Source organism: Berryella intestinalis (assembly GCF_000814825.1).
Classification (GTDB): domain Bacteria; phylum Actinomycetota; class Coriobacteriia; order Coriobacteriales; family Eggerthellaceae; genus Berryella; species Berryella intestinalis.
Genome location: NZ_CP009302.1, coordinates 1,708,697 through 1,732,130, shown reverse-complemented (window position 1 = coordinate 1,732,130; position 23,434 = coordinate 1,708,697). Strand labels below are relative to the sequence as shown.

Annotated in this window: 21 protein-coding genes; 12 read left to right on the top strand and 9 right to left on the bottom strand. The window is 62.5% G+C overall.

Annotation, left to right across the window (positions count from 1 at the left end; genetic code table 11):
* Window positions 1-56 precede the first annotated feature (56 nt).
* Window positions 57-1,445: a twin-arginine translocation signal domain-containing protein gene (locus tag JI75_RS07625; RefSeq protein WP_144299292.1), complete on the bottom strand. Its 1,389-nt coding sequence runs from the start codon at window positions 1,443-1,445 to the stop codon at window positions 57-59.
* 147 nt (window positions 1,446-1,592) lie between these two features.
* Between JI75_RS07625 and JI75_RS07620 the strand changes: the two genes are divergently transcribed.
* From JI75_RS07620 to JI75_RS07600, 5 genes are all read left to right on the top strand, one after another.
* Entirely contained in the window at window positions 1,593-2,309 is a 717-nt protein-coding gene (locus JI75_RS07620; protein ID WP_039689997.1) for a response regulator transcription factor, read from the top strand.
* A 59-nt stretch (window positions 2,310-2,368) separates the two neighbouring features.
* The gene (locus tag JI75_RS07615) at window positions 2,369-3,856 is read left to right on the top strand and encodes a sensor histidine kinase (protein WP_338058745.1); all 1,488 of its coding nucleotides are present in this window, start codon (window positions 2,369-2,371) and stop codon (window positions 3,854-3,856) included.
* Between the two features lie 104 nt (window positions 3,857-3,960).
* Window positions 3,961-4,833, top strand: coding sequence for a phosphoribosylaminoimidazolesuccinocarboxamide synthase (locus JI75_RS07610; RefSeq protein WP_039689995.1), 873 nt, complete (start codon window positions 3,961-3,963; stop codon window positions 4,831-4,833).
* A 30-nt stretch (window positions 4,834-4,863) separates the two neighbouring features.
* Window positions 4,864-5,451 carry a hypothetical protein gene (locus JI75_RS07605; RefSeq protein ID WP_052241687.1) on the top strand — a complete coding sequence of 196 codons (588 nt, stop codon included), beginning with the start codon at window positions 4,864-4,866 and terminating at the stop codon, window positions 5,449-5,451.
* Window positions 5,452-5,824: 373 nt separating this feature from the next.
* Window positions 5,825-7,588: a MiiA motif-containing surface protein gene (locus tag JI75_RS07600; RefSeq protein ID WP_039689992.1), complete on the top strand. Its 1,764-nt coding sequence runs from the start codon at window positions 5,825-5,827 to the stop codon at window positions 7,586-7,588.
* 97 nt (window positions 7,589-7,685) lie between these two features.
* On the opposite strand, the gene JI75_RS07595 is transcribed toward JI75_RS07600, so the two are convergent.
* The 3 genes from JI75_RS07595 to queF all read right to left on the bottom strand — a co-directional run bounded on the left by JI75_RS07595 (window position 7,686) and on the right by queF (window position 9,697).
* On the bottom strand, window positions 7,686-8,399 hold the full coding sequence (locus JI75_RS07595; RefSeq protein ID WP_039689990.1) for a queuosine precursor transporter: 714 nt from the start codon (window positions 8,397-8,399) through the stop codon (window positions 7,686-7,688).
* A gap of 84 nt (window positions 8,400-8,483) precedes the next feature.
* The gene (queC, locus tag JI75_RS07590; RefSeq protein ID WP_039689987.1) at window positions 8,484-9,200 is read right to left on the bottom strand and encodes a 7-cyano-7-deazaguanine synthase QueC; all 717 of its coding nucleotides are present in this window, start codon (window positions 9,198-9,200) and stop codon (window positions 8,484-8,486) included.
* On the bottom strand, window positions 9,200-9,697 hold the full coding sequence (gene queF, locus JI75_RS07585) for a preQ(1) synthase (RefSeq protein ID WP_039689986.1): 498 nt from the start codon (window positions 9,695-9,697) through the stop codon (window positions 9,200-9,202). The genes queC and queF overlap by 1 nt, the downstream gene beginning before the upstream one ends.
* A 221-nt stretch (window positions 9,698-9,918) precedes the next feature.
* Between queF and JI75_RS07580 the strand changes: the two genes are divergently transcribed.
* Complete coding sequence (locus tag JI75_RS07580; protein ID WP_240993158.1) at window positions 9,919-10,725, top strand: glycoside hydrolase family 25 protein; 807 nt, start codon at window positions 9,919-9,921, stop codon at window positions 10,723-10,725.
* 28 nt (window positions 10,726-10,753) lie between these two features.
* Here JI75_RS07580 and JI75_RS07575 read toward each other — a convergent pair whose 3' ends face one another.
* Window positions 10,754-11,347, bottom strand: a complete 594-nt coding sequence (locus JI75_RS07575) for a GNAT family N-acetyltransferase (protein ID WP_205911725.1) — start codon at window positions 11,345-11,347, stop codon at window positions 10,754-10,756.
* Window positions 11,331-12,743 carry an alanine/glycine:cation symporter family protein gene (locus JI75_RS07570; protein WP_039689983.1) on the bottom strand — a complete coding sequence of 471 codons (1,413 nt, stop codon included), beginning with the start codon at window positions 12,741-12,743 and terminating at the stop codon, window positions 11,331-11,333. The genes JI75_RS07575 and JI75_RS07570 overlap by 17 nt, the downstream gene beginning before the upstream one ends.
* A 369-nt stretch (window positions 12,744-13,112) precedes the next feature.
* On the opposite strand from JI75_RS07570, the gene JI75_RS07565 reads away from it, so the two are divergent.
* Together JI75_RS07565 and JI75_RS08850 are read left to right on the top strand one after the other, a co-directional pair.
* Window positions 13,113-13,823 carry a cytochrome c biogenesis CcdA family protein gene (locus JI75_RS07565; protein WP_039689982.1) on the top strand — a complete coding sequence of 237 codons (711 nt, stop codon included), beginning with the start codon at window positions 13,113-13,115 and terminating at the stop codon, window positions 13,821-13,823.
* 50 nt (window positions 13,824-13,873) lie between these two features.
* On the top strand, window positions 13,874-14,521 hold the full coding sequence (locus JI75_RS08850) for a TlpA family protein disulfide reductase (protein WP_052241686.1): 648 nt from the start codon (window positions 13,874-13,876) through the stop codon (window positions 14,519-14,521).
* Window positions 14,522-14,527: 6 nt separating this feature from the next.
* On the opposite strand, the gene JI75_RS07555 is transcribed toward JI75_RS08850, so the two are convergent.
* From JI75_RS07555 to JI75_RS07545, 3 genes are all read right to left on the bottom strand, one after another.
* Window positions 14,528-16,096: a cation:proton antiporter gene (locus JI75_RS07555; RefSeq protein WP_052241685.1), complete on the bottom strand. Its 1,569-nt coding sequence runs from the start codon at window positions 16,094-16,096 to the stop codon at window positions 14,528-14,530.
* A gap of 51 nt (window positions 16,097-16,147) precedes the next feature.
* Window positions 16,148-17,788: a class I adenylate-forming enzyme family protein gene (locus tag JI75_RS07550; protein WP_039689980.1), complete on the bottom strand. Its 1,641-nt coding sequence runs from the start codon at window positions 17,786-17,788 to the stop codon at window positions 16,148-16,150.
* A gap of 303 nt (window positions 17,789-18,091) precedes the next feature.
* Window positions 18,092-18,517, bottom strand: a complete 426-nt coding sequence (locus JI75_RS07545) for a TOBE domain-containing protein (protein WP_039689978.1) — start codon at window positions 18,515-18,517, stop codon at window positions 18,092-18,094.
* A 261-nt stretch (window positions 18,518-18,778) separates the two neighbouring features.
* Between JI75_RS07545 and JI75_RS07540 the strand changes: the two genes are divergently transcribed.
* The 4 genes from JI75_RS07540 to JI75_RS07525 all read left to right on the top strand — a co-directional run bounded on the left by JI75_RS07540 (window position 18,779) and on the right by JI75_RS07525 (window position 23,431).
* Complete coding sequence (locus tag JI75_RS07540; protein WP_039689976.1) at window positions 18,779-19,327, top strand: hypothetical protein; 549 nt, start codon at window positions 18,779-18,781, stop codon at window positions 19,325-19,327.
* Between the two features lie 145 nt (window positions 19,328-19,472).
* Entirely contained in the window at window positions 19,473-20,075 is a 603-nt protein-coding gene (locus tag JI75_RS07535) for a cytochrome c3 family protein (RefSeq protein ID WP_052241684.1), read from the top strand.
* Window positions 20,076-20,077: 2 nt separating this feature from the next.
* Window positions 20,078-21,817: an FAD-dependent oxidoreductase gene (locus tag JI75_RS07530; protein WP_039689974.1), complete on the top strand. Its 1,740-nt coding sequence runs from the start codon at window positions 20,078-20,080 to the stop codon at window positions 21,815-21,817.
* Window positions 21,818-22,024: 207 nt separating this feature from the next.
* Window positions 22,025-23,431, top strand: coding sequence for a response regulator transcription factor (locus JI75_RS07525; RefSeq protein WP_158407637.1), 1,407 nt, complete (start codon window positions 22,025-22,027; stop codon window positions 23,429-23,431).
* Window positions 23,432-23,434: the final 3 nt, after the last annotated feature.

The following is a 23,434-nucleotide window of genomic DNA, read 5'->3' as shown; positions in this document are numbered from 1 at the left end:
GCCCTCTTTGCTTCGGCAGAGAGGGCGACTTTGCGTTCGAGGTCGGTTTTTCGGGGTTAGCTTGCCGGGCTCCATATCTTCACGCGGCAGACCTGCGTTTTCTCGGCGTTCACCGGCTTGTAGTCGATGCTGGTGAATGTGACGAGTCTCGTGTGCGCCCCTGTGGTGGCGGTGTATTCGCCGTAGGTGTCCGCACCGTCGTCGACGTCGATGGTGAAGTACTTCCCGCTTTTCAGGTTCGCCAATGCAACGGCATAGGTCGATTTCACGACGAGGAAGTCTCCGCACCAGCAGGGAGGGGCGGAAGGGGTGCGTCCGAACCGGAACCACGGGGCCGTATCGTAATCGCCCCCGCGGGTATCGTTTATGGGGCAGTAGGTTCCCATTTGGGACAACCCCCCACCCGAATTGTAGATGCGCTCCAGCGAGAACGAGAAGCCCTGCGGCCCGTAGGCTACGGAAAGGGGCGTCATGCCGGCGGGCAGCACGACGGAGTCCTCCTGTTCGCGCGAGGCGGCTCCGAAGTACAGCAGCTCGAAATTGGCAGAGCTTTCGGCCGATCGGGCGGCGAACGACACGCCGTTTGCCGCCGCGTACAGGGGCGTGGGGGAGTTCTTGTTCGCGGTATGGATCTCTTGCGCGTCGTCCGTCCCGAACGCGCAAGCGTACAGCGCGCAGGAGCCCTTCACGATCCCGTCCACCGCTTTCGGGTTCACCAGCCAAAAGGCGGACGATCCGGATGCGGCGAGCGTCGGGGTGTCGGTGGATGCGTCGCCCGAGGCCGCCAGGACGGAAGGACCCGCCTTGGTTCCGTTGAGCGTAGCCGTGTAGATGCGCCAGGTGCCGTCGAGGATGTTCGCTTCGGTCCATACTATCCCCGCAGAACAGGCCCGCACGTCGTATATCTCGAAGTGCTCCGAGAGACCCACCGGGTTTTCGATCACGGTGACCGGATCGTTCGCCTTGCCGATCTCGATGACGCCCACGCGGGCGAGGGGGCTTCCCGTATCGGTGGGGATGAGGCAGGCCGCCACCGCGTCGTCGCTGGCGAATACGAGCGATCCCAAAGGCAGGTCGAACGAGGCGGTTTGGCGCAGGTGCGAGCTGTAATCCTCGATCAGCTCGAAATCGTCGAGCGTTTTGACGGAACTTTCCGGCACGTCGAGCGACGCGACCTGGCGGTTTTTCGCCTCGGAGTTGGACGTGGCGATCTTGACGCCGCCCGCCACCAAGGCGATGGCGCCGACGCCCGCCGCCCCGTAGAGGAACTTCCGGCGGGATATAAGCGTCTGTTCGCCGTCGGGAGCTGCGCCCCTGTGGCGGCGCTTGGGGTTTGCCGAGTTCAGGTGGCTTACGCGTTGGGTGCGGGCGCGCGACGAGGGCCGCCCCGCCGAACGGGAGGGGCGGCTCGCGCGCATTCCGTTGTTTCTTCTAGAACTGCTCATCGTATTGTTGATTTTGTCATTTAAAGGACTCTCTGCGCTGTTTAGCTGGGAATTGTTACAATAACCCCAAATGCAGCGCGCTACCTCGATGCGTCCGGATGCGCTGCGTCGACTTCTTTTCCTATACGAGGATGAGGTGATCTTGCTATGAGCAACGAAACACGTCGCATTCTTCTGGTTGAAGATGAAAAGGCCATCCGCGATGCGGTAACCGCGTATCTCGAGCGCGAGAACTACTGGGTGACCGCGGTGGGCGACGGCCAGGAAGCCCTCGACGAGTTCGGGAAACACCATTTCGACCTGGTTATCCTCGACCTCATGCTCCCCCGTGTCCCGGGCGAGCGTGTATGCCGCGCCATTCGCGACAACTCCGACGTTCCCATCATCATGCTGACCGCCAAGGGCGAGGTCGAGGATCGCATCATCGGTCTCGAGCTGGGTGCGGACGACTACCTCATCAAGCCCTTCAGCCCCCGCGAGCTGGTTGCCCGCGCTCGCGCCCTGCTTCGCCGCGTCCATGCCGATTCCGAGCCTCAGCGCGAGGTTCTCGAGTTCGGCGACCTCACCATCGACGTTTCCGGTCACAAGGTGTTGGTCCTGGGCAGCGAGGTCGATCTTACGGCGAGCGAGTTCAAGCTGCTCACCACGCTGTCGCGCTATCCCGGACGCGTTTATTCGCGCATGGAGCTGGTCGAGAAGGTGCTGGGCTACGACTTCGAAGGATACGAGCGCACCATCGACAGCCATGTGAAGAACCTGCGCGCCAAGATCGGCGACAACCCGCGCCATCCCAAGTGGCTGCATACCGTTCACGGTGTGGGTTACCGGTTCGAGGATCCCACGGCAACCCCTTCCGACGAATAGCGCCCCGGTTGCGCGATTCGCAGGCATCCCGCGTGCGGGACGCCTCGTAAGGAACAGCCGTGTCCGATCTCACCCAACAACAGGAACCGTCCTTGCACGAGCCATCTCGGGCCAAGCGCTTCGCCGTGCTGGCGCGCCTTACGTACACGACGCGCATGACGGTGTACTTCGCCCTGATCGCGGCGATGACGGCGCTTATCGCCATCGGCGTCGTTTCGTTCGTGTGGGAGCAGTACTTCCAGATGTACACGCGCGACAACATGCAGGCGCTGGCCGACTCGACCGCCGAGCAGATCGCCCTGCGCTACGTTCAGTACGGCTCTTACAATTCTTCGTCGGTGGCGCCGGCCGACTATGCGGTCAGCGTGTACCGCGGCGTGGGCGTGCAGGTGGTCGATGCCGACGGCAAGGTGGTGTACGACTCCACCATCATCGAGGCGGTCGACGGCGATGGCAGCAGCGTCGAGCTGCCCTCGCTTGCCCCCAAGCACGGCACGGGCAACACCGCACGTTCCCCCATCGTCGTCTCCAACCAGGCCATCGGGTCGGTGCGCGTGTGGGTGGAGGGTTCGGACACGCTGCTGCGCGATGCGGACCGAGAGTTTCGCGACCGTTCGTACCAGGCTATGATCTGGGCGACCGTCATCGCCATCATCCTCGCGTCGCTTATCGGGTACCTGTTCGCGCGCAACCTCGTGCGCCCCATCAAGCGCATGACCGATACCGCCATGGCCATGAAGGAGGGCAACCTGTCCGCCCGCACCGGCCTGACCGGCGACGACGAGGTGGCCGAGCTTGCGAAAACCTTTGACGCGATGGCCGAATCCGTCGAACGCGACCGGCAGCTCGAGCGCCGCCTCACCACCGACGTCGCCCACGAGCTGCGCACCCCGCTTATGGCCATCCAGTCTACGGTCGAGGCGATGGTCGACGGCGTGTATCCCGCCGACGAAGAGCATCTCGATATCGTGAACTCCGAAGTCCAGCGCCTCAGCCGCCTGGTCGACTCCCTGCTGAAGCTCTCGCGTCTCGAGAACCGCTCCATGCCTCTGAAAGAGGAGCTGGTGGACGTGGGCGAGCTTATCGCGGGCATCGTGACCACGCACGATTCGTATGTGCGCGAGTCCGGGCTGACGCTGGTCTACGACGCCGATCCGGGCGTGTGCGTCATGGGGGACCCCGATATGATCCGCCAGGCAACGGCGAACCTCATCTCCAACGCTGTTCGCTATACGCCGGAGGGCACCATCACCGTCAGCGTCAAGCGCGAGGGAAGCATGGCGGCTATCGCGGTGTCCGATACGGGCGTGGGCCTGTCGCCCGAAGAAGCCAAGATGGTGTTCGATCGATTCTGGCGGGCCGACGAGCACCGAAACCGCGAGAGCGGCGGTTTGGGCATCGGGCTGTCGGTGGTGAAGGAGATCGTCGAGCGGCATCACGGGCGCGTCGGCGTCGAAGGGGAGAAGGGCGTTGGAGCCCGCTTCACCCTCTACCTGCCGCTGTACGACGAGCGGTCCAAGCAGAAGCAGGCCCGCAAGCGCTCGTAGCGTTTTTAGCGAGAAAACATGCCGATGACGTGGTCGCGCAGCCGATCATGCGGGATAATGGCGCCTATCTGTTGGTTGGCGAGCGCGAAGGGAAGCGAGCGACTGTGAGCGTAATCGACATCAAGCCCGATGCTCAGGGCAAAGTGAGGGATCTATACGATCTGGGGGACAAGCTGCTGCTGGTGGCGACCGACCGCATATCGGCGTTCGACTACATCCTTCCCGACGAGATCCCCGGCAAGGGCATCGTGCTCACGCAGCTGTCGTGCTTCTGGTTCGAGCTGCTGGACGGCGTGGTGGAAAACCATCTGGTGTCGTCCGACGTGGCCGACCTGCCCGACCAGTTCAAGCCCTACGCCGATTACCTGCGCGGGCGCTTCATGCTGGTGAAGAAGGCCGAGATGTTCCCCGTCGAGTGCATCGTGCGCGGCTACCTTGCCGGCAGCGGTTTGAAAGAATACGGCGCCCAGGGAACCGTGTGCGGGATACCGCTGCCTGCGGGTCTGGTGAACTCGTCGAAGCTGGCCGAGCCCATCTACACGCCCTCGACGAAGGCCGAGGTGGGAGGCCACGACGAGAACATCAGCTTCGAGCGCAGCGCCCAGCTCATGGGCGAGGAGGATGCGGCTGCGCTGCGCGACCTGTCGCTTAAGGTGTACACCGCCGCGCGCGACCACGCGGCCGAAAACGGGATAATCATTGCGGATACGAAGTTCGAATTCGGCCGCGTCGACGGTAAGATCGTCCTTGCCGACGAGGTGCTTACGCCCGATTCCTCGCGCTTCTGGCCCGGCGACGCCTACGAAGAGGGCAAAGACCAGCCCAGCTTCGACAAGCAGTTCGTGCGCGACTGGCTGAGCGCCAACTGGGATCGCCAGGGAAACCCGCCCCACCTTCCGCAGGACGTCATCGAAAAGACCGCCGAGAAATACGTGCAGGCCTACGAGAAGATCACCGGCCGTTCGTTTTCGTACTAGGCACGCAGCAACCCAAGGAGCAATTCGAGCATGAGTCAGCGCAATCCCCTCAACGAGCGATACACCAGCGAAGACAAGATCGGCAAGACGCGCAAGAGCGCCGCATCGGCCAAGCCGGCGGCCAAGCGCGCAGCAACCGTGCGTTCGGCGCCTCAGAAGTCGAAGAAGGAGCGCCGAGCCGAACAGCGCGAACGCGAGCGCAGGGCCGATGCGAAGCGCTATCGTGCCCAGCAGGACCTGTACAACGTGCCCACCGAGGAATACAAGCGGCTGCGCCGCACTTGGTGGATCGTGCTGGTGGCCGCTATCGCCTGCACGGTTCTGTCGTTCGCCCTCTCCACCATCAGTGGGCTCGAAGCCGTTTCGACGGCGTTTCTGGTTGTGGGGTACGCCCTGATCCTGCTGGCTCTCTACATCGACTTCGGAAAGACCCGCAAGCTGCGCAAGCAGTACGCCGCCCAGGTCGCGGGCAACAAGTCGAAGGCGGCGCGCGCCGAACAGAAGCGCGCCAGGGCCGAACAGCGCGCCCTCGAGGCGGAGGCGAAGGAGAGCCCCCAGGATGCCGAAGGGGAGGAGCCTCAGAAGAAGGGTCTGTTCTCGAAGCTGTTCAAGCGGTAAGTAGGCGCGCGAGCAGGGTCTTCGGGAGATTCTCGGGACCGAAAAGCGCACCTGATTTCAGCGGGACCCCGGATGCTTCCAGTAGAAGCGTCCGGGGTCCCGCTTTCGTTTGGGTTAAGTGTGAGTTTCTCCGTACCTGCTCACCTCTGATACGGAGGGGATCGAAAGGCCTGCCATCTGTTTTCTCCCTCGTCTACGTTAGACAAGTTCTTATTGCTTGATCAGCCTGTTCTCAGCATATGGTTGTCGGGTTATCAGTAACCGGTCAAAAAATAGCAACTTTCTTTAAGAAAATAATCTTCACTTTTAAAAAACAGCGAATTACTCTAAGTAATAGGATTGCATTAACGTAACACCAATAGTAGGGAGAAACATGCAGGGTGAGACAAGGAAGGGTTTTTTCGCGGGGTCCTCGAGATTGAAGAAAGCATCCGCTCTTTTCATTGCGTTTGCCTTGGCGTTGCAGACTTTCGGGTTTGCGAGCAACGTCGCATTTGCTGCGGGTACGTCTCCGACCGTGACGCTCGCTGCCGAAAATGTACCGGTAACACCTGTTATTAGCGGTAACGATCTAGCTCCATATCCCACGTTCTTCATCATGGGCAAGCCCACGACCGGTTTCAATGTCGATGGGAGCAAGACGGCTCCTGCGATCGTAGGGCTGCACGATACAATGAAGATTACCGCAAGCGACACTGATGGAACGCTGAACAGGTTCTATATCTTCGATTCGAACAATAAGGAAGCGGAAGCTCATTCCAACCCGCTTACGGTAACCCGCTCCGGTTCGAATGCACTGTACATTTCAGGTCAGTACAACTGGGAGCCTGGCGGATTGTATACGCGTTTTGCTCGGGCCATAGACAACGATAACAATGAAACGGCCCAGGGTTTCCGCTATATCGCCTACACCGATGAGGTTGTGGATAAGGATCCGATTCAGAAAAAAGACACGGACACCTTCGTGAATGACGAGGTGTTTGCCAAGATGAGGCTATCGACCAGCACCCCTTCCAAGGGCAACTCCTTCGATCAGCCCGCTGATTTCAAGAAGTACTTCCAGGATAACCTTGCAGCCAAATACGGCGTTCGCAGCATAGTGGGTTACCAGCAGGTAGACGGTGCGGACTTCGTTGCGGGAACCGATGTTTCGAAGTTTCCCAAGGTTGGTACGTACGATATCGAGGTAATGACCACAAACCCCCACGGCCAATCTGTGTATAACCTGGTGAGGGTCGTTTTTGCTGATACCACTAAGCCTGAACCCCCCGTATTGCCCGATCTTTCCGGGCGCGCTAACACTACCGACGAGATCTCGGTAGCCGCCGAAGCCGGAACCATTGTGCGTTTGTACGATAAGGACGGTAAACTCTTGGGTCAGGCTACAGCCAATCAGGACGGTGTCGCAAAGATCACGCCTACCTATCCTGTTCCCGAGGGTCGCGTTACCGCTACCGCGATCGATGCGGCCGGGCTTGAGTCCGAACCAGCCGAAGGCAACGCAACAGCGACCAAGGCCCCTGCTATCACGATTCCCGTAGCCGATCCGTCCTCTCTTACTCAGCCCGAGAAAGATGCGGTTAGAAAAGCCGTTGAAGATGCAAATAAGGGGAATTTTCCTTCTGGCACTCAGATCGAGGTCGGTTCCGATGGAACCGTGACGGTTAGGTATCCGAACGGAGCCGTTAATACCATCCCGGCCGAGAAGACCGTCAAGCAGTCGCTCGCCGCGGTCAGCGACCCGGCGGCCCCGGCCCAGCCCCTGCCCGTCGCCGACCCCTCGGCCCTGACCCAGGACGAGCGCGACGCCGTCAGGAAGGCCGTCGAGGACGCCAACAAGGGCCGCCTGCCCGAGGGCACCCAGTTCTCCGTGGCCGCCGACGGCGCGGTGACCGTGACCTACCCCGACGGCACGACCGACTCCATCCCGGCCGAGAAGACCGTCAAGCAGTCGCTCGCCGCGGTCAGCGACAAACAGGTTCAGAATTCTATGGATGAAAAGATTGTTGGTAAGAGCGTGCGCGTGCTTCCCGCAACCGGGGATCGTACCGGCGTTATCGCTTCGACCTCTGCACTTCTTTCTATGCTTGGTCTTGGTCTGGTTCTTCTTTTAAGAAGAGGGAAAGAAGATCGTTAGTTTTCTAGCGGCATAGGTTTGTCGAGGGAGGGCAGGTATCCTGTCCTCCCTTTTTGTATTGAGGAAGAGTTCTTAATCGAACACCCTTAGGTATCCCTTAGGCGGCGTCGAAGGCCGATGCCTCGTTTCCGGTCTGGGCTTTTGCATGGGTTTTGCGCGTGAGGAAGTAGAAGATGGGGGTGTCAAGCGCGGCCATCGCGAACTTGAGGATGTACTGGCCCACCATCATAGCCCCGAGCGTGGGAAGCATGGCGGGATCGAACAGCCACCCGAAGCCGAACCCGAAGCTGATGCCGATGAACACCACGGTGTCGATTATCTGGGAGGTCATAGTGGAGGCGTTGTTCCAGATCCAGCGCTTCTTCGGGGCGGTCGCCTCGTCTTTGGCCATGAAGCGGTTGCGCAACCGGTGAAACACCTGGACATCCCACGATTGTGACAGCAGGTACGCGGTCATGCTGCCGACGACGAACACGGCGTTTTGGCCCAGCAGGATATCGTAGGCCGATTGCATGTCGGGATTCACGGCGGGGAGGGCCTGCGTGATGATTATGAGAACGAGGGCGATAAGCTGGCAGGCGAAGCCGCCCCATACGATGGTCTGAGCCTCTTTGCGTCCCCAGATCTCGCCGATCACGTCGGTCATAAGATAGGTGATGGCGTAGCACAGCGCGGCGCCGGGAACGGCGATAGTGCTTCCGAACAGGGGGATTCCGGTTTGGACGGTTTTGGCGGTCACCATGTTCGAGACCACCAGCGACACGGCGAACACCATGGCGCACAGCATAAGGTTGCGGTTCGTTCTCTTCATTTGTCATCCTTAGTTTTTTATGGTTGGATTTCGCGAACAACCCCCGCCGGAGCGGGAACGCGCCGTTTGGCGCGGGTGCCTATTCTAGGCGTATTCCAGCGGATCGTCCATACCGTTTGCCCGAAAAGCCGCGATGCGGTCGATGCAGGTCCCGCATGTTCCGCAGGGTTTCTCGTTCCCTTCGTAGCATGACCAGGTGAGATGGTAGGGCACCGCCATGTCTAGGCCGCATTTGACCACGGCTGCCTTGTTCACGTTTGCGAACGGGGCTTCCAGCGAGACGAGCCCGTAGGTTCCCAGCTCGACGGCGCGCCCCATGGCGGCGACGAATTCGGGCGAGCAGTCCGGGTAGGCGCTTCCCGCCGCATCGTCGGCATGGGCCCCCAGGTAGAGAAGCACAGGGCGATCGGGATAGACGGATAGGGCGAATGCGGCGGCGGCGGAGAGCATGAGCCCGTTGCGGAATGGGACGTACGTGCTGACGGGACCTTCTCCGCGCTCTTCGATCTGCCGGCCGTAGCTTTCATGTTCGATGGCGCGGGAGCTGTGGGCCATAAGCGCGTTGGTCGACGCCGCAAGCACGTTCGAAAGATCGAGCGTGCGCTGAGCCACCTGGTAGTATTTGGCAACGGCGCGAGCGCTTTGCAGCTCTCGGACATGCTTTTGGCCGTAGCTCACGCCCAGCGCCGTCACGTTCTCGGCGCCGAACCGATCGACGGCCAACGCAAGGCAGGTGGTGGAATCGATGCCTCCGCTCGAAAGCACGACGGCGCACGAGGCGGCGGAAACAGAGCCGTCCATCAGCGAGCACCGTCTCCCGTATCGAGGTCGGAAAGCTGCTCGAACATGCGGCCCTTCGCCATCCCCTCGTAGCCGAAATCGGGGTTTGCCCAGTTGGCAAAGGGATAGATCGAAATCCCTCCGCGCGGATAGAACATGCCGCGCACCTCGATGTACTTGGGCTCCATAAGCTTCACCAGGTCGTTCAGGATCACGTTCGTGACGTCTTCGTGGAAGTCACCGTGGTTTCGGAACGAGAACAGGTACAGCTTCAGCGACTTGCTCTCGACCATTTTGATATGGGGGATGTAGTTGATGTAGAGGGTGGCGAAGTCGGGCTGCCCGGTGATGGGGCACAGCGTTGTGAATTCGGGGCAGCGAAACGTCACCATGTAATCACGCTCGGCGTGCTTGTTCTCGAACGTTTCCAAAACGGTGGGATCGTAGTCGGACGAATAGACGGTGCCCTGGTTGCCCAGAAGGGTCAGACCTTCGCTCTCTCGGTTTTCTGAAGCCACGTGACGCCTCTCTCTCGGGTGTTTTGCGCTACGACTATAGCAATACTGTGTGGGCTCTCGGTGGACGAGGTCCCCCATCCCTATAATGGACTCTTTGCAAGCGGCGTCCGACGCCGGCCGTGCCGACCGAAAGGAGCCGGATGCCGGCACACGATCTCCGCCCTGTGCGACCAAGGCCCCGTAGGGAGGCCCGCGTCCGATTCGCGATCGCGGCCCTGGCGGTGCTCGCGGTTGTATTCGCGCTGTTCAACATCACAAGTTGCCTATCGTCGAGCCAGGTCGCCCCGCAGGGCGCGTCGGTTGTGGAAGGGGAGGGCGCAAAGGCGCTCCCGTCGCTTCCCCGCAACCAGTACCGCTGGACCAACCTCGAGCGCAGCGGGGATCGGCTGGCCTATGCGGTGGACGGTCAGGTGCTCTCCCGCATGGGGGTGGACGTTTCCAGCAACCAGGGCGCTGTGGACTGGAACGCGGTGGCAAACGACGGCATCGAGTTCGCCTACGTTCGCCTAGGGTATCGCGGAACCGCGACGGGCACCATGATGATCGACGAGGATTTCGAGGCGAACCTGCAAGGCGCGCAGGCAGCCGGCTTGGACTGCGGCGTGTACTACTTCTCCCAGGCGATCAGCGTGGAAGAGTCGCGCGAGGAGGCCCAGGCGGTTGTCGACCAGCTGAAGGGCCGATCGCTCCAGCTTCCCGTGGTGTTCGACTCGGAAACGAACGCGGCGGGCACGGGAACGTCGCGTACGGCCGATCTGGATAACGAGCAGATGAGCGATATCGCCCTGACGTTCTGCGAGAGCATCGAGGCTGCGGGATACAAGCCCATGGTGTACGGAAACGCTTCCGACCTGCAGCGCTACGACCTGTTCCGGGTCATGAAGTACCCGTTGTGGTGGGCCGAATACGACGCTACGGTCCCCACCACCATCCTGGATTTCAAGGTTTGGCAGTATACCAGCAAGGGGAGCGTCAAGGGGATCCCCGGTTCGGTGGACTTGAACATCGAGATGTCGAGGGTCGGCTAGGGCGCCTTTACTCCGCGAAGGCGTGCGGCTATTCGCAAACGTCCAGTTCCCAGTGGCGGATGTCCAGCCATCGTCCGAATTTGAAGCCGACTTCGCGCAGGGTTCCGCAGTATTCGAACCCGAACCGCTCGTGAAGCCGCTCGCTCGCGTCGTTTCCGCCGGTTATCACCGATACGATGCGGTGGGTGCGCTCATCGGACCGCGCGGTTCGTATCAGGTGGTCCATGAGCGCCGCTCCGATCCCGCGGCCGCGCCCGTCGGGATGGACGTACACCGACAGTTCGACGGTGGGGTCGAAGGCGTCTTTGTCCCGGTAGGGCGACAGGCAGGCGTACCCGCGGACGACCCCGTCGCATTCGGCGACGACGAGGGGGTGGTTGGCGCGGTTGTGTCGCAGGGCGAAAGCGCGCCATGCATCTGCGCCGACGGGCTCGATATCGAAGGTGGCCACGCCGTGCTCGACTTCGTGGTTGTAGATGGCCCGCGTCGATTCCAGGTCGGAGGGGGAATCGGGCGATAGAGGGCGGATGACCAGGCTGTTGGCGGCACGGTCATCCGAGGCGGGGCGGTTCGCCCCGTCGGCCGCGGGATCGGCGGTATGCGGGCTATCGGCGCTCGGCAAAGGGAATCGCCTCGTTGGATTCTTCGTCCAGGTTCCCGTCGAACACGTAATGCTTGGTTTCGCGTGCGACGATACCGGACAGGGCCAGCGTGATGAGGATGTTGGGAACCGCCATCAGCGCGTTGGTGATGTCGGAGACGGTCCAAACGACGTTTCCGAGGCCGACGGCGCCCAAAAACGTCGCGACGACGTACATGATCTGGTAAACCTTGATGCCCTTCTGGCCGAACAGATAGGCGACGGCGCGGTTCCCGTAGTAGTACCAGCCGATGATGGTGGAAAACGAGAACGCGATGATGCCCAGCGCCAGAATGGGGGCGCCGATATAGGGGATCTTCTCGAACACGAGGCTGGCGAGCTGGGTGCCGGTGATGTGCTCGATGGAGGCGACCGTGCCGACCAGCTCGGGGTTGGCCAGCAGGGTGGATACGATGACGATGCCCGTGAGGGCGCAGATGACCACGGTGCTCCAAAACGCGCCGGTCATGGCCACCAGCGATTGCTGTGCGGGGTTCTTGCTCTGGGCCGCCGCGGCGATGATGGGAGCCGAGCCGAGGCCGCTTTCGTTCGAGAACAGGCCGCGCGCGCAGCCGTACTGGAGGGCGACCATGACGCCGCTGCCGACGGCGCCTCCGAACGCGGCGCGGGGCGTGAAGGCGCACAGCACGATCTCCTGGAGCGCGGGGACGATGAAGGCGCTGTTCATAACCAGGATGGCGATGCATCCGCCCGCGTATCCGACGGCCATGACGGGTACGAGGAACTCGCAGACCCGCGCGATGGACTGCACGCCGCCGATGATGACGATGGCGGCGAGCGCGGCGATGACGATGCCCACGGCGAAGGCCGGCGCCGCGGTATGGGAGGTGATGATGCCGGTCATGGCATTGGACTGGACCGCGTTGCCGATACCCAGCGCGGCGATGGCGGCGAACACGGCGAACAGCACGGCGAATACGCGTGCGAACAGGGGTGTCTTCCCGTTTTTGCGGAACGCCCGCTCCCAAGCGTACATGGCGCCGCCCAGCATGCTGCCGTTGGCGTCTTTCACGCGGTACTTGATGGAGATGAACACCTCGGAGTACTTCGTGGCGATTCCGAAGATGCCCGTGATCCACATCCAGAAGATGGCGCCCGGGCCGCCGGCGAGGATGGCGGTTGCGACGCCGACGATGGAACCGGTGCCGACGGTGGCCGCAAGCGCCGTGGCCAGCGCGCCGAAGTGGCTGATGTCGCCCTCGCCGTCGCCCTGGCTGTTAAGCGACATCTTCACGGCCAAGGGGAGCTTGCGCTGGATGAAGCCGGTGCGCACGGTGAGGAAGAGATGCGATCCCAAAAGCAGAAGGATCATGGCAGGCCCCCATACGAGGGCGTCGATCGACTCCAGAATTTCCATACGGGCTCTTTCGTGTTCCCGCTGCGCCCGACTCGCGGTGCCGGCACGGCGATTGAATGTGATGACGGGAGAACATACTAACACTGCTCCCGTGCCGCTTTTACCGCTGATGCGCGCCGAAAACGGTTAGCGGTGCCCGCTGCTCATAATTACCATAAGGGATGTCCCCTCGCTCAGCGCGACGGAGAACCGAGAAGGCCGCAACCCCGCCTCCACCGCGTCGAGCCGGTCGGGTGTTCCTCTCAAGTGCTGCACAGACTGCCACCTTTATGATCTGGTGCGATAATCCCACGGTCACGCTCAGTTTACAAAGTATAAAGGTCATCTTTAGCTATGTGATAATGTCGCAAACTTCGAAAGGAGGCCGTATTGGATTACATCGCTACGTTTCTTGAGGGAATCCTGACTTTCGTCTCGCCCTGCCTGCTGCCCATGCTTCCCCTGTACCTCGCGTATTTCGCCGGTTCCTCGGCCGAATCGTCCGAAACGGGGAGCGCGGCTTCTTCAGGGGCCTCGCGTGCGACTAAGACCACGGTGGTGAACGCGCTCGGTTTCATTTTGGGCTTCACCTTGGTCTTCGTGGCGCTCGGCGCGCTGGCCGGCGGCCTCGGGGGCGTGCTTATCAGGCATGCGACCTGGGTCAACGTGATATGCGGCCTGATCGTCATCCTGTTCGGGCTCAACTTCGCCGGCGTTATCCGCATTCCCTTCCTGGAAGGGACGCATCGGCTCTCGACCAAGGTGACGCTGGTGTCGTTTCCCTCGGCGATTCTGTTCGGCATCGTGTTCTCGCTTGGATGGACGCCGTGCGTGGGTGCGTATCTGGGTTCCGCCCTTGCGCTCGCTTCGACCCAGGGTTCGGTCATGCAGGGGATCACGCTGCTTCTGGCGTATTCGGCCGGCCTGGGCGTTCCGTTCCTCATCAGCGCGCTTGCCATCGACAAGCTGTCGGGGGCGTTCTCTTTCATCAAAAGGAACTACCGCATCATCAACCTGGTGTGCGGCGTGTTCCTCATCGTGATGGGCGTGCTTATGATAACCGGACAGCTGACGGCGCTTATGTCGATCCTGAATCCCTAATCCTCGTTTGACCTGCGGTGGGTATCCGCCGCATGAAAGGAGTGCGCTTTATGGAAAAACAGACGAACCGCCGCTTGAGGACCGCTGCGATCGCGGTTGCGCTGGTCGCCGTGATCGGCGGGGCCGCCTTCGCCTACAACACCGTGTTCGCCCCGTCGAAGATGGGAGGGGCGGAAACCGCCCGCAGTGCGTCCGGTAACGAAAGCTCCGCTTCCTCGAGTGCGCAGCCGGGCAGCGGACCCTCTTCGGGATCGGCCGAATCTTCGGGGGGAACCAAGGTAGGCGGAAAGGCGGCGGACTTCTCGTTCTCGGATGCCGACGGGAACAAGACCAGCCTGTCGGCCATTCGCGACGGGAAGCCGACGGTCGTGAACTTCTGGGCCACGTGGTGTCCGTATTGCATCAAGGAGATGGGCGCGTTCCAGTCCCTGTACGAGCGCTACGGCGATAGGGTGAACTTCGTCATGCTGAACGTGGCCGACACCTCGGGCGAGGCGACGGCGGGGAAGGCCTACGTGAAGGACAAGGGGCTTTCGTTTCCGGCGTATTACGACCTCGAGCACGCGGGGAGCAGGGCCTACAACGTAAGCGGCCTTCCCACGACGCTGATCATCGGGGCCGATGGGACCCTTCTGTACAACGGTGCCGGGGCGATCAGCGAGGACGATTTCGCCAAGAAGATCGAGGCGGCGCTGTAGCCGCAGCTACGCTCGATTCCGCTGCTTTTCCTCACGGGCGCGCTGCTTTTCCTTGTGTTTGAGGTACTTGCGGTGCGCCTTCATGCGGGCCTCGCGGATACGGAGGATCTCTTCGTGATGGAGGCGCCTGCGGTCGGTGAAGCTCAGGCCGCGCACTTCGTCGCCGCGCAGGCGGCGGATGCTCTCGATGCGCTCGGCTATCGCGTCGATGCGCGGGTCGTCCTCCGCGAACCCGAGGGATTCCGCCATGATGATCGCGACGTCGCGAGCGGGGGCGTCCGAGTACACCATCCGCTCGACTTCGAAGCGCGTTCCGAGGTCGACGAGCCGGCGCTTTCCGCCCGCGCTGCGATCCTGCTGGTCCCCGGCCGCCTCGAGGCCGATCTTGTGGACGGTTTGGGCGTCGACCACCTGGTAGGCCAGCTGGCCGACGAGCGGCATGAGGAATACGGTGATGGCGCCTGCGGCGACGAAGGTGGAGGCGAATTCCTGGGGCATCGCGTCGGCCCGCACGGCGATCGAGGTCACGGCCACGATGAGGGGCAGCGCCGTCGTGCAGTAGATGGCGACCGATGCGCGGTTCTGCGCGGGCATGCCGCGCGTTTCCCGATGGATGCTGGTTGCGACGAAGATGGGGATCGTCCTGATCACGACGAGGGCCACGATGAGGGCAACGAGCAGGATAGGCTGGGCGAACACGCCTGCGAGGTTGATCTTCGCGCCCGATACCACGAAGAACACCGGGATGAAGAAGCCGAATCCGATCGCGTCGAGCTTGTGTTCGAGCGCATGGTCGCCGTCGGGCATGATCGAGCGCAGGGTGAATCCGGCCGCGAATGCACCTAAGACGATATCGAGGTCGAAGATGGCCGAGACGGTGACCAGCAGTATCAGCAGCCAGATGGTGAGGCGGACGAACGTTTGGGACGTGGTGTCGGCCTTCGCCTCGATGGATCGGTAGAAGCGGCTTCCGCGCTCGCGCACGACGGTGGCCCGCCGTGCGATGAGCACGCACAAGACGGCCAGGCCCAGCAGGATGACCGCGCTCTTCCAAGCGCTGCGGGCCGACAGAAGCATGACGATGGCGATGATGGGAGCCACTTCTCCCCAGGTCCCGTAGCTGATGATGCTGTCTCCCACCGCGGTTCCCAGAACCCCGCGCTCTTTGAGGATGGGCATGAGCGTGCCGATCGCGGTGGTGGTGAGCGCGATCGCGAGGGCGAAGTTGGCCAGCGACCCGAACCCGACGTCGGGAAGGGCGGCCCCGAACACCAGCGCGAGGGCGAAGCTCGCTGCCCAGGTGGCAAGCCCGGCGCGCCCCTGCGAGCCGGTCAGGGAGTCGGGGTTGATCTCGTACCCGGCCAGAAGGAACAGAAACGCCATGCCCAGTTCGGACAAGAGCGACACCGATTCGTCGACGGCGAACAGATCCAGGCCGTAAGGTCCCAGAACTGCGCCTATCACCAGGAGGAACACCGTTTCGGGGATGATCTTTCCCGGGATGCGGTCGGCGAACACGGGACAGAGCGCCCCGATGGTCACGATGACGAACAGCGATACGAAGTCGAATTCCATGAGGGGTCCTCGGTTGCCTTGTTTTGCGTCGGGTGCGGATGAAGCGCTGCGCTACGACTCGTTTTCACGTGCGACGAGGCGCGCGGCCCCGTAGCGTTCGCGCAGCACGGGTTTTTCGATCTTTCCCGTGGGATTGCGCGGCACGTCGGCGAATATATAGGTACGCGGGCGCTTGTACCGGGGCAGCCTGATGCAGAACTTCCTCAGGTCGTCTTCGGTCAGGTCGGCGCCGGGCTTCGCCTCGACCACGGCGCACGAGATCTCTCCCAGGCGCGCATCGGGAAGCCCGATGACGGCGACGTCCTTGACGGCGGCATGCCCGCGCAGGAAGTCCTCGATCTGAACGGGATAGATGTTCTCGCCGCCCGAGATGATGACGTCTTTCTTCCGATCGACCAGGTAGATGAACCCGTCTTCGTCGACCTCGGCCATATCTCCGGTGTAGAGCCATCCGCCGCGCAGCGTTTCGGCGGTCGCCTCGGGGTTTTTGTAGTAGCACACCATCACGCCGTCGCCGCGCAGGCACAGCTCGCCCGCTTCATGGGTTCCGGCGGTCACGGGCGTCCCGTCCTCGCGGCGCACCTCGGCCTCCCAGCCGTATCCGGGCACGCCGATGGCGCCCAGGTGATCGAGGTTGTCGACGCCCAGGTGAACGCTTCCCGGTCCCATGCCCTCGGACAGGCCGTAGTTGGTGTCGTACTGATGGGCGGGGAAGTACTCGGTCCAGCGGCGGATGAGGCTGCGGGGAACGGGCTGGGCTCCGATGTGCATGAGGCGCCACTGGTCGAGGGAAAGCGCGTCGATGTCGATATCGCCGCAGTCCAGGGCATCGAGTATGTCCTGGGCCCAGGGAACCAGCAGCCACACGATGGTGCAGCGCTCCTCCGAGGCGGTCTGCAGGATCCAGTCGGGGCGCACCCCGCGCAAAAGCACCGCGCGCGAACCCGAGGCCAGGCTTCCGAACCAGTGCATTTTGGCGCCCGTGTGGTACAGCGGCGGGATGCACAGGAACACGTCGTCGGCCGTCTGCCCGTGATGGCGCCGCTCGACCTCGGCGGCGTGGACGAGTCCCCGATGGAGGTGGAGGATCGCCTTGGGGAACCCGGTGGTTCCGCTTGAGAAGTAGATGGCCGCCTCGTCGTCGTCTGAGAGGCTCACGCCCGGCTCGACGGCTGGTTGGTTCCATATGCAGCTGAAATAGCTCTCCGCCCACGAGGGGCATGCTTCTCCTACGTAGAAGAAGCGCTCGATGCGCGGAACGTCGCCCACGACCTCTTCGACGCGCTCGAGGAATTCGGGCCCGAGGACGAGGGTCGAAACATCGGCCAGGTCCAGGCAGTACTTGATCTCATCGGCGGTGTAGCGGAAGTTCATGGGAACCACGATGGCCCCGGCTTTCAGGATGCCGAAGTATATGGGCAGCCATTCCAGGCAGTTCATCAGGAGGATGCCCACTTTGTCGCCGCGCTTCACCCCCGAGCTTATCAGCAGGTTCGCAAAGCGGTTCGCGTTCTCGTCGAACTCGCGCCATGAGATCTCGCGCCGATAGCGCTTCGAAGGGTTCGGCTCGACCAGCTCGTACTCGCGCCACGTCACGCCCCGGCTCTCGCGCCTTTCGGGGTTCACTTCGACCAGCGCGATATCGCTCGGTTTCGTGCGCGCGTTGTCGATGAGGTACTGGGTGATGGGCATGATCGATCCTCTTCGGGGGTTGGGTCCAGCGGTTCCGTCGGTATCGAAAACCAGTATAACGCGGTTGCCTGCGGCTCAGAAAAACGTGCATCGGGTACGCATAAAAGCGCCGGGGGAACACGGGGCTTCGGCGCAGGGAGGGGGCGATGCCGACGGCGAACCGCCGCAGAGGGGGTGATGCCGACGGCGAACCACCGCGTTTTCGAGGCCGGAATACGACGAAGGGCCGCACGTATGCGGCCCTTCGGAGGTGCGTCCTCCCGGGTTTTCGGGGGAGGGCTGTGGTTCGGTCCCGGTGCGGGGCTATTCGACGCCGACGATGACGTCGGTGGATTTGACCAGCGCAACTGCGTCGGAGCCGACGGTCAGGCCCAGCGATTCGATGGCTTCGTTGGTGATGGAGCCCGAGATGCGAACCCCTTCGGCGGTTTCGACGGTGATGTGCCCGTTGACGGCTCCCTCGGAGACGGCGACGACCTTGCCGCAGATCTGATTGCGGGTAGAGATCCCGGCGATCTTCTCGGATCCGGCGGCGAACATGACATTGGTTGCCTTCACGATGGCCATGGCCTCTTTGCCGGCCTCGAGGGCGAGGTCCCTGACGGCCTCGGAGGTGATGTTCGCCTTGACCATGTCGTTTCCGACCTTGATGGCGACGATGCTGTTGACAGCGCCCTCGGTGACGGATTCGACGGTTCCCTTCAGCTGGTTGCGCGCGGAGAGTTTCATGGCTTCTCGACCTTTCTGAGACGGTTTTCGTTTAATGGTTGGGCGGGTTCGTTTCCCGACCTGTTGGGTTCAGTATGCGCCCGAACGCGGTCTCGTCGATGCGGGGAACGGGTTTGTCAGCGTTCGTGTCACGATTCATCATGGTTCGTTTTATCCGACCGTTGGGAAGTCGGCTCATCGGCTCATTTTATGGGCGAGAAGAGAGGCGGAAGGATCTATAATCATTAGGAATTACTTATCTTTTGAAAGGGGGCGCCGAACGTGGTCGATCGGATGGACACGCTGTCCCACAGGGTTTCGTCTGCGATCGCGGCGGCGCTCTGGGCGGCTTCGGCGCTCCCGTTTATCCTGACGGGTGATGCCGTCGTCCCGACCGTCGTGCAGCTGGTCCTCGTAGCAGCCCTGTCCGCGGTGAATTTCAAGGTCGGGCTCCCGCAGCGCAACGAGATCGTCGCGTTCTCGCTTGCCTGGGCGGCTCTTCACACGGTTTGGCTGATCACCCACATGCGCATCGCGCTCATCGTCGCCCAGCTGGTCGTTGCGGGCATGTGCCTGTTCGTTATCTTCCTCTCGCACCCGAAGCGGTATGCGGATCGCACGCCCTCCAGCAAGGCCGCGTTCGCGGCGGCCTTGCTGGCGTGCGCGGCGCTGCAAGTGGGCATCGTGCTGCTGATGATCTCCTATCTCGACGTCCGTATGTCGGCGTCGGGGCCGGCGTTCGATGATATGCCCGTTCGAGAGGCTCCCGTCCGCTCGTGCGAAAGGCCCACGCGCTTCGAAGTGGTCGAAAGCTCCGACCTCGGATTATAGCGTTCGCCCTTTCGGGCCCTTTTGGCGATAAATGCCTTTTACCTGGTGCTTTGGAAAGATTACCCCACCGGGGTAATGGTCAGGCGGCCCTTGCGGGGCCACTATATCCCCACGGTCTTCGAGAGGAAGAATGAAAGGGGAGGCAATGACCGACAGCACCGACATCGGCGTCGAGCAGGATGCGCCCGCATCGCAGGATGCGAACGCTCCGCGCGCGTCGAAGAGGAACAAGTTCATGATCCCGGGAGTCACGCTGGGCGTGATCGTCGTGTTGGGAGCCGCGTTCTTCGTGTGGCACAACACGCCCGGGTTCTGCAACGCCATCTGCCATGCGCCGATGGACACGTACGTCGAGACGTACAACGACCCCGCACCCGGCATGGGGGTGGCGGCTCATGCCGCGGCGGGCAAGTCGTGCCTCGATTGCCACGAGGCAGAGCTCACCCAGCAGGTGACCGAGGTTATGTCGTTCGTATCCGACGACTTCGCGACCGACGCCCACGGGTACCTGGTTCCCGAGAACGTCAAGGCCGACGGCGACTTCTGCCTGCGGTCGGGATGCCACGACTGGAACGACGTGGTCGCATCCACCGCCGGTTTCGAGGGGAACGACGCCAAGTACAATCCGCATGCCAGCCACCAGGACGGCGTGCTGGAGTGCAGCGACTGCCACAAGATGCACCGTCAAAGCGCGCTCGAGTGCAACGAGTGCCATGCTCTGAACGCTCCTGAAGGATGGGGGAAGTAACCATGACCGCTCAGTTTTCTCGACGCACGTTTCTTAAAAGCGCCGGCATCGGCGCGCTGGGCGCGGTCGCGGCCGGTTCGCTGTCCGCATGCGGCAACGGGGTGAAGGCCGAGACTCCGGCCAACGCTTCGGTCGGGGAGGTGGGCGTCCCCTCGTGGCTGGGCGCCGCGCCTGAAATCGCCGAGCGCGACATCACCGAGACCATCGAGACCGAGGTTCTGGTCTGCGGTTGCCGCACGGGCGGCCTGCCCGCCATCATCTCGGCGGCCGAGCACGGAGCCAAGGTGCTGGGCATCGACCGCGCCGCGAGCGTGCCCAACCCGCGCGAGGACATCGGCGCGATCGATTCGAAGCTCCAGAAGGATTCGTTCGCCCAGTTCCCCGAGTTCGAGATCGACAAGTTCGAAGCCATCGAGGACATCATCCGCTATTCGAACGGGTTCGCCCGCTTCGACCTGGTAAAGCTGTGGGCCGACGAATCCGGAGCCATGCTCGACTGGATGACCGAGATCGTCGAGCGCGACGGCCGCCTGCGCATGGACCTCGAGGGCGGCCTGCCCCCGGAGGGATCCCCGTTCAAGGCCTGGGTGACCGGGCACAGCCCCAACAAAACCGAGCTGGGCAAAGAGGATAAGTCGTTCTCGTTCGGCGTGTCGCTCAAAGAGTACGCCGAAGAGAAGGGCGCCCAGTTCCGCTGGCAGACCGAGCTGGTGAAGCTCGAGCAGGACGAAACCGGGCGCGTGACCGGCATCATCGCCACCGACGTCGCCGACGGCCACTACCTGCGCATCAAGGCATCGAAGGGCGTGATCATCTCGACCGGCGGCTACGGCAACAACATGGAGATGATGGCCGCGCGTCAGCAGTACAACCAGGAGCTGCGCATCCCCGTGCCCGCTCGCGGCGGCAACCCCACCGGCCAGGGCATCAAGGCGGCGCTGTGGGCCGGCGGGCGCATGGACGCCATGGGCGCGGCGGTTACGTTCAACCGCGCGTGCTGCAAGCCCGACGAGACGGCCGGTATGGGAAAGTCCGATCCTAGCGACGACCCCAAGGCCCAGAACTGGTTCTGGTTCGGCGAACAGCCCTTCCTGAAGATCAACCTGCTGGGCAAGCGCTTCTGCAACGAGTCCGGTCCGTACGACTACATGCTGCATTCGGCCTGGCAGCAGCCGTACCACACCTACGTGGACATCTTCGACTCGGACTACGCCGCCAAGGTGAAGCAGATGGGCGAGGTCGGCTGCTGCCGCCTGTACCCCTTCGACAACGGGGCGCCCTCCAACCGCCCGATCACGTCCATGCCCGACAACTTCGAGCAGCTGATCAACGACGGGTACCTCCAGCGCGCCGACACGATGGAAGAGCTCGCCGAGAAGCTGAACCTCCCCGTCGAGCAGACCGTCGCCACCTGGAAGCGCTACAATGAGATGGCGAACAACGGCAAGGACGAGGACTACAACAAGGAGAAGGCGCGTATGATCGCCCTCGACCAGCCTCCCTATTACGGCGTGCGCACGGGGTCGTGGTTCCTGGCGACGCTGGACGGCGTCATCATCGACACGAACATGCACCCCGTCCGCGAGGATGAAAGCCCCATCGAGGGCCTGTACATGACCGGCGATGCGTCCGGCGGCATGTTCGCGGTGAGCTACCCCAACCTGTTCACGGGCCTGGCCTGCGGACGCACGATGACCTTCGGCCGCCGTGCCGGCATGCTGGCCGCAACCGGGCAGGCGTAAGCGGGCGCTACCGAGCGCGAACCGCGCCGCGTTGCACCGAAGGCGCTTTCGGTCGCCCTGTTTCGACGCGTGCGGCGACACTCGGAGAGCGGTCGATGCTCGACGGTTTGGTAGAATTGGGCCGCCCTGGGTTTCCAGGGCGGCTTTGCCGTGTGAAGGGGGTGCCGGTTGGCGATGGCTCGCGCAGAGGGGGATAGATCCCTTTTCTTGCCGTTGTTCTGGCGCAACACCGTGGCGTTCGCCTGCATCCAGCTGTGCTTCCTGCTGCTGGACACCTTCGTTTTATCCCAGGCGGCGTTTCTCGACAAAGGCCTGGTTCATGCGGTGTCGCGCGGCACCGAAGGACTGGGCCTTCTGGCGTTCGGGGTCCTGGCGACGTTTCGCCCCCGCATGCTGCGCATGTATACGCTGGAGAAGCTGTTCGTTGCCATCGGGGTCCTCGCGGCGATCTTGTTTCCCCTTGCGATCTGGACTTACGATGCAACGCTCGTGCTGGTTGCCATGACGTTGTTCTCGCTGGGCGTGGGGTGGATAGCGGTGTCGTGCGGCGTCGTGGTGTCGCGGATGAGGGAGGACCAGCTTGCGGCCTGCGTGACCGTTTCGCTGGTCGCGTCGTTTTCCGTGTCGTTCCTCTGCTGGATATCCCCGGTGGCGGTGGCGATATTCCTGTGCCTGATATCCCCGGCGGTGTGCTTCTCGCTGATCCGCGCCGAGGCCATCTCGATGTTCGAAGAGGCCCGTGCGGGCGAAGCTCCGGCAGACCTTGCCATCACCCAGCCCAGTACGTTCATTCCCCTGGTCAGTCAGGTGTTCGTGGCGCTGTTCCTGTTCAAGTTCATGTTCGGGGCCTCGCTGCGCCTGGGAAACGGCGACGGGGGCGCTCCGTTCACGGCGGCGATCTCCATCCCGGTCGTGGTGTTTTTGGCCGTGTACGGGCTTTTGGGCCCGCGCAAAGCGAAGACCGACCAGCTCATCCGCATAGCCGTTGTGGTGATGGTGTCGGGTTTGGTGCTGCTGCCCATCGCCCAGCCCTCGGTGCGCTACCTGTGCGCCGCGCTTGTCTCGGCAGGGAGCGGCATTCTCGACTTGGTGATCTACTACCTGCTGCTCACCATGGCGAACCGCAACCGGCATAACGCGGTATCGGTTATGGCCTGGGGCATCGGGCTCATATCCGTCGGCACGGCCCTGGGGTCGTTTCTGGGCGCCTTCATCAACCGCACGACGCGCCAGAACCCCGAGTCGCTAACGCTCATCTGCGGTGCCCTCATCGTTATCCTCGTGGGCTACACCCTGCTGCACCTGGTCGATTTCAGTTTCAGGAAGCTCATCGACTCGGTGGTCCAGGCGGTGGAGGAAAGCCCCGAACGGCTCGTTTCGACTGCGGAGGATTTCGAGGAACGGTGCCGCGCCATCGCGCAGGAAGGCGAGCTGTCACCGCGCGAGTCGGAGGTGTTCCTTCTGCTTGCCCGCGGACGCAACCGCGAGCATATCGAAGAGCAGCTGGTGATATCGCGCAATACGGTGAAAGCCCATGTCAAGCATATATATTCCAAACTCGGAATCCACAGCCAGCAGGAGCTGATCGATCTGATCGAGGCGCGCGGCGCATGACGC

Coding starts and splice junctions, on each gene's coding strand:
- JI75_RS08850 (WP_052241686.1), top strand. CDS start 13,874: ATGGAAAAACAGACGAACCGCCGCTTGAGGACCGCTGCGATCGCGGTT.
- queC (WP_039689987.1), bottom strand. CDS start 9,200: ATGGACGGCTCTGTTTCCGCCGCCTCGTGCGCCGTCGTGCTTTCGAGC.
- JI75_RS07625 (WP_144299292.1), bottom strand. CDS start 1,445: ATGAGCAGTTCTAGAAGAAACAACGGAATGCGCGCGAGCCGCCCCTCC.
- JI75_RS07530 (WP_039689974.1), top strand. CDS start 20,078: ATGACCGCTCAGTTTTCTCGACGCACGTTTCTTAAAAGCGCCGGCATC.
- JI75_RS07595 (WP_039689990.1), bottom strand. CDS start 8,399: ATGAAGAGAACGAACCGCAACCTTATGCTGTGCGCCATGGTGTTCGCC.
- JI75_RS07535 (WP_052241684.1), top strand. CDS start 19,473: ATGACCGACAGCACCGACATCGGCGTCGAGCAGGATGCGCCCGCATCG.
- JI75_RS07555 (WP_052241685.1), bottom strand. CDS start 16,096: ATGGAATTCGACTTCGTATCGCTGTTCGTCATCGTGACCATCGGGGCG.
- JI75_RS07570 (WP_039689983.1), bottom strand. CDS start 12,743: ATGGAAATTCTGGAGTCGATCGACGCCCTCGTATGGGGGCCTGCCATG.
- JI75_RS07545 (WP_039689978.1), bottom strand. CDS start 18,517: ATGAAACTCTCCGCGCGCAACCAGCTGAAGGGAACCGTCGAATCCGTC.
- JI75_RS07600 (WP_039689992.1), top strand. CDS start 5,825: ATGCAGGGTGAGACAAGGAAGGGTTTTTTCGCGGGGTCCTCGAGATTG.
- JI75_RS07550 (WP_039689980.1), bottom strand. CDS start 17,788: ATGCCCATCACCCAGTACCTCATCGACAACGCGCGCACGAAACCGAGC.
- JI75_RS07605 (WP_052241687.1), top strand. CDS start 4,864: ATGAGTCAGCGCAATCCCCTCAACGAGCGATACACCAGCGAAGACAAG.
- JI75_RS07620 (WP_039689997.1), top strand. CDS start 1,593: ATGAGCAACGAAACACGTCGCATTCTTCTGGTTGAAGATGAAAAGGCC.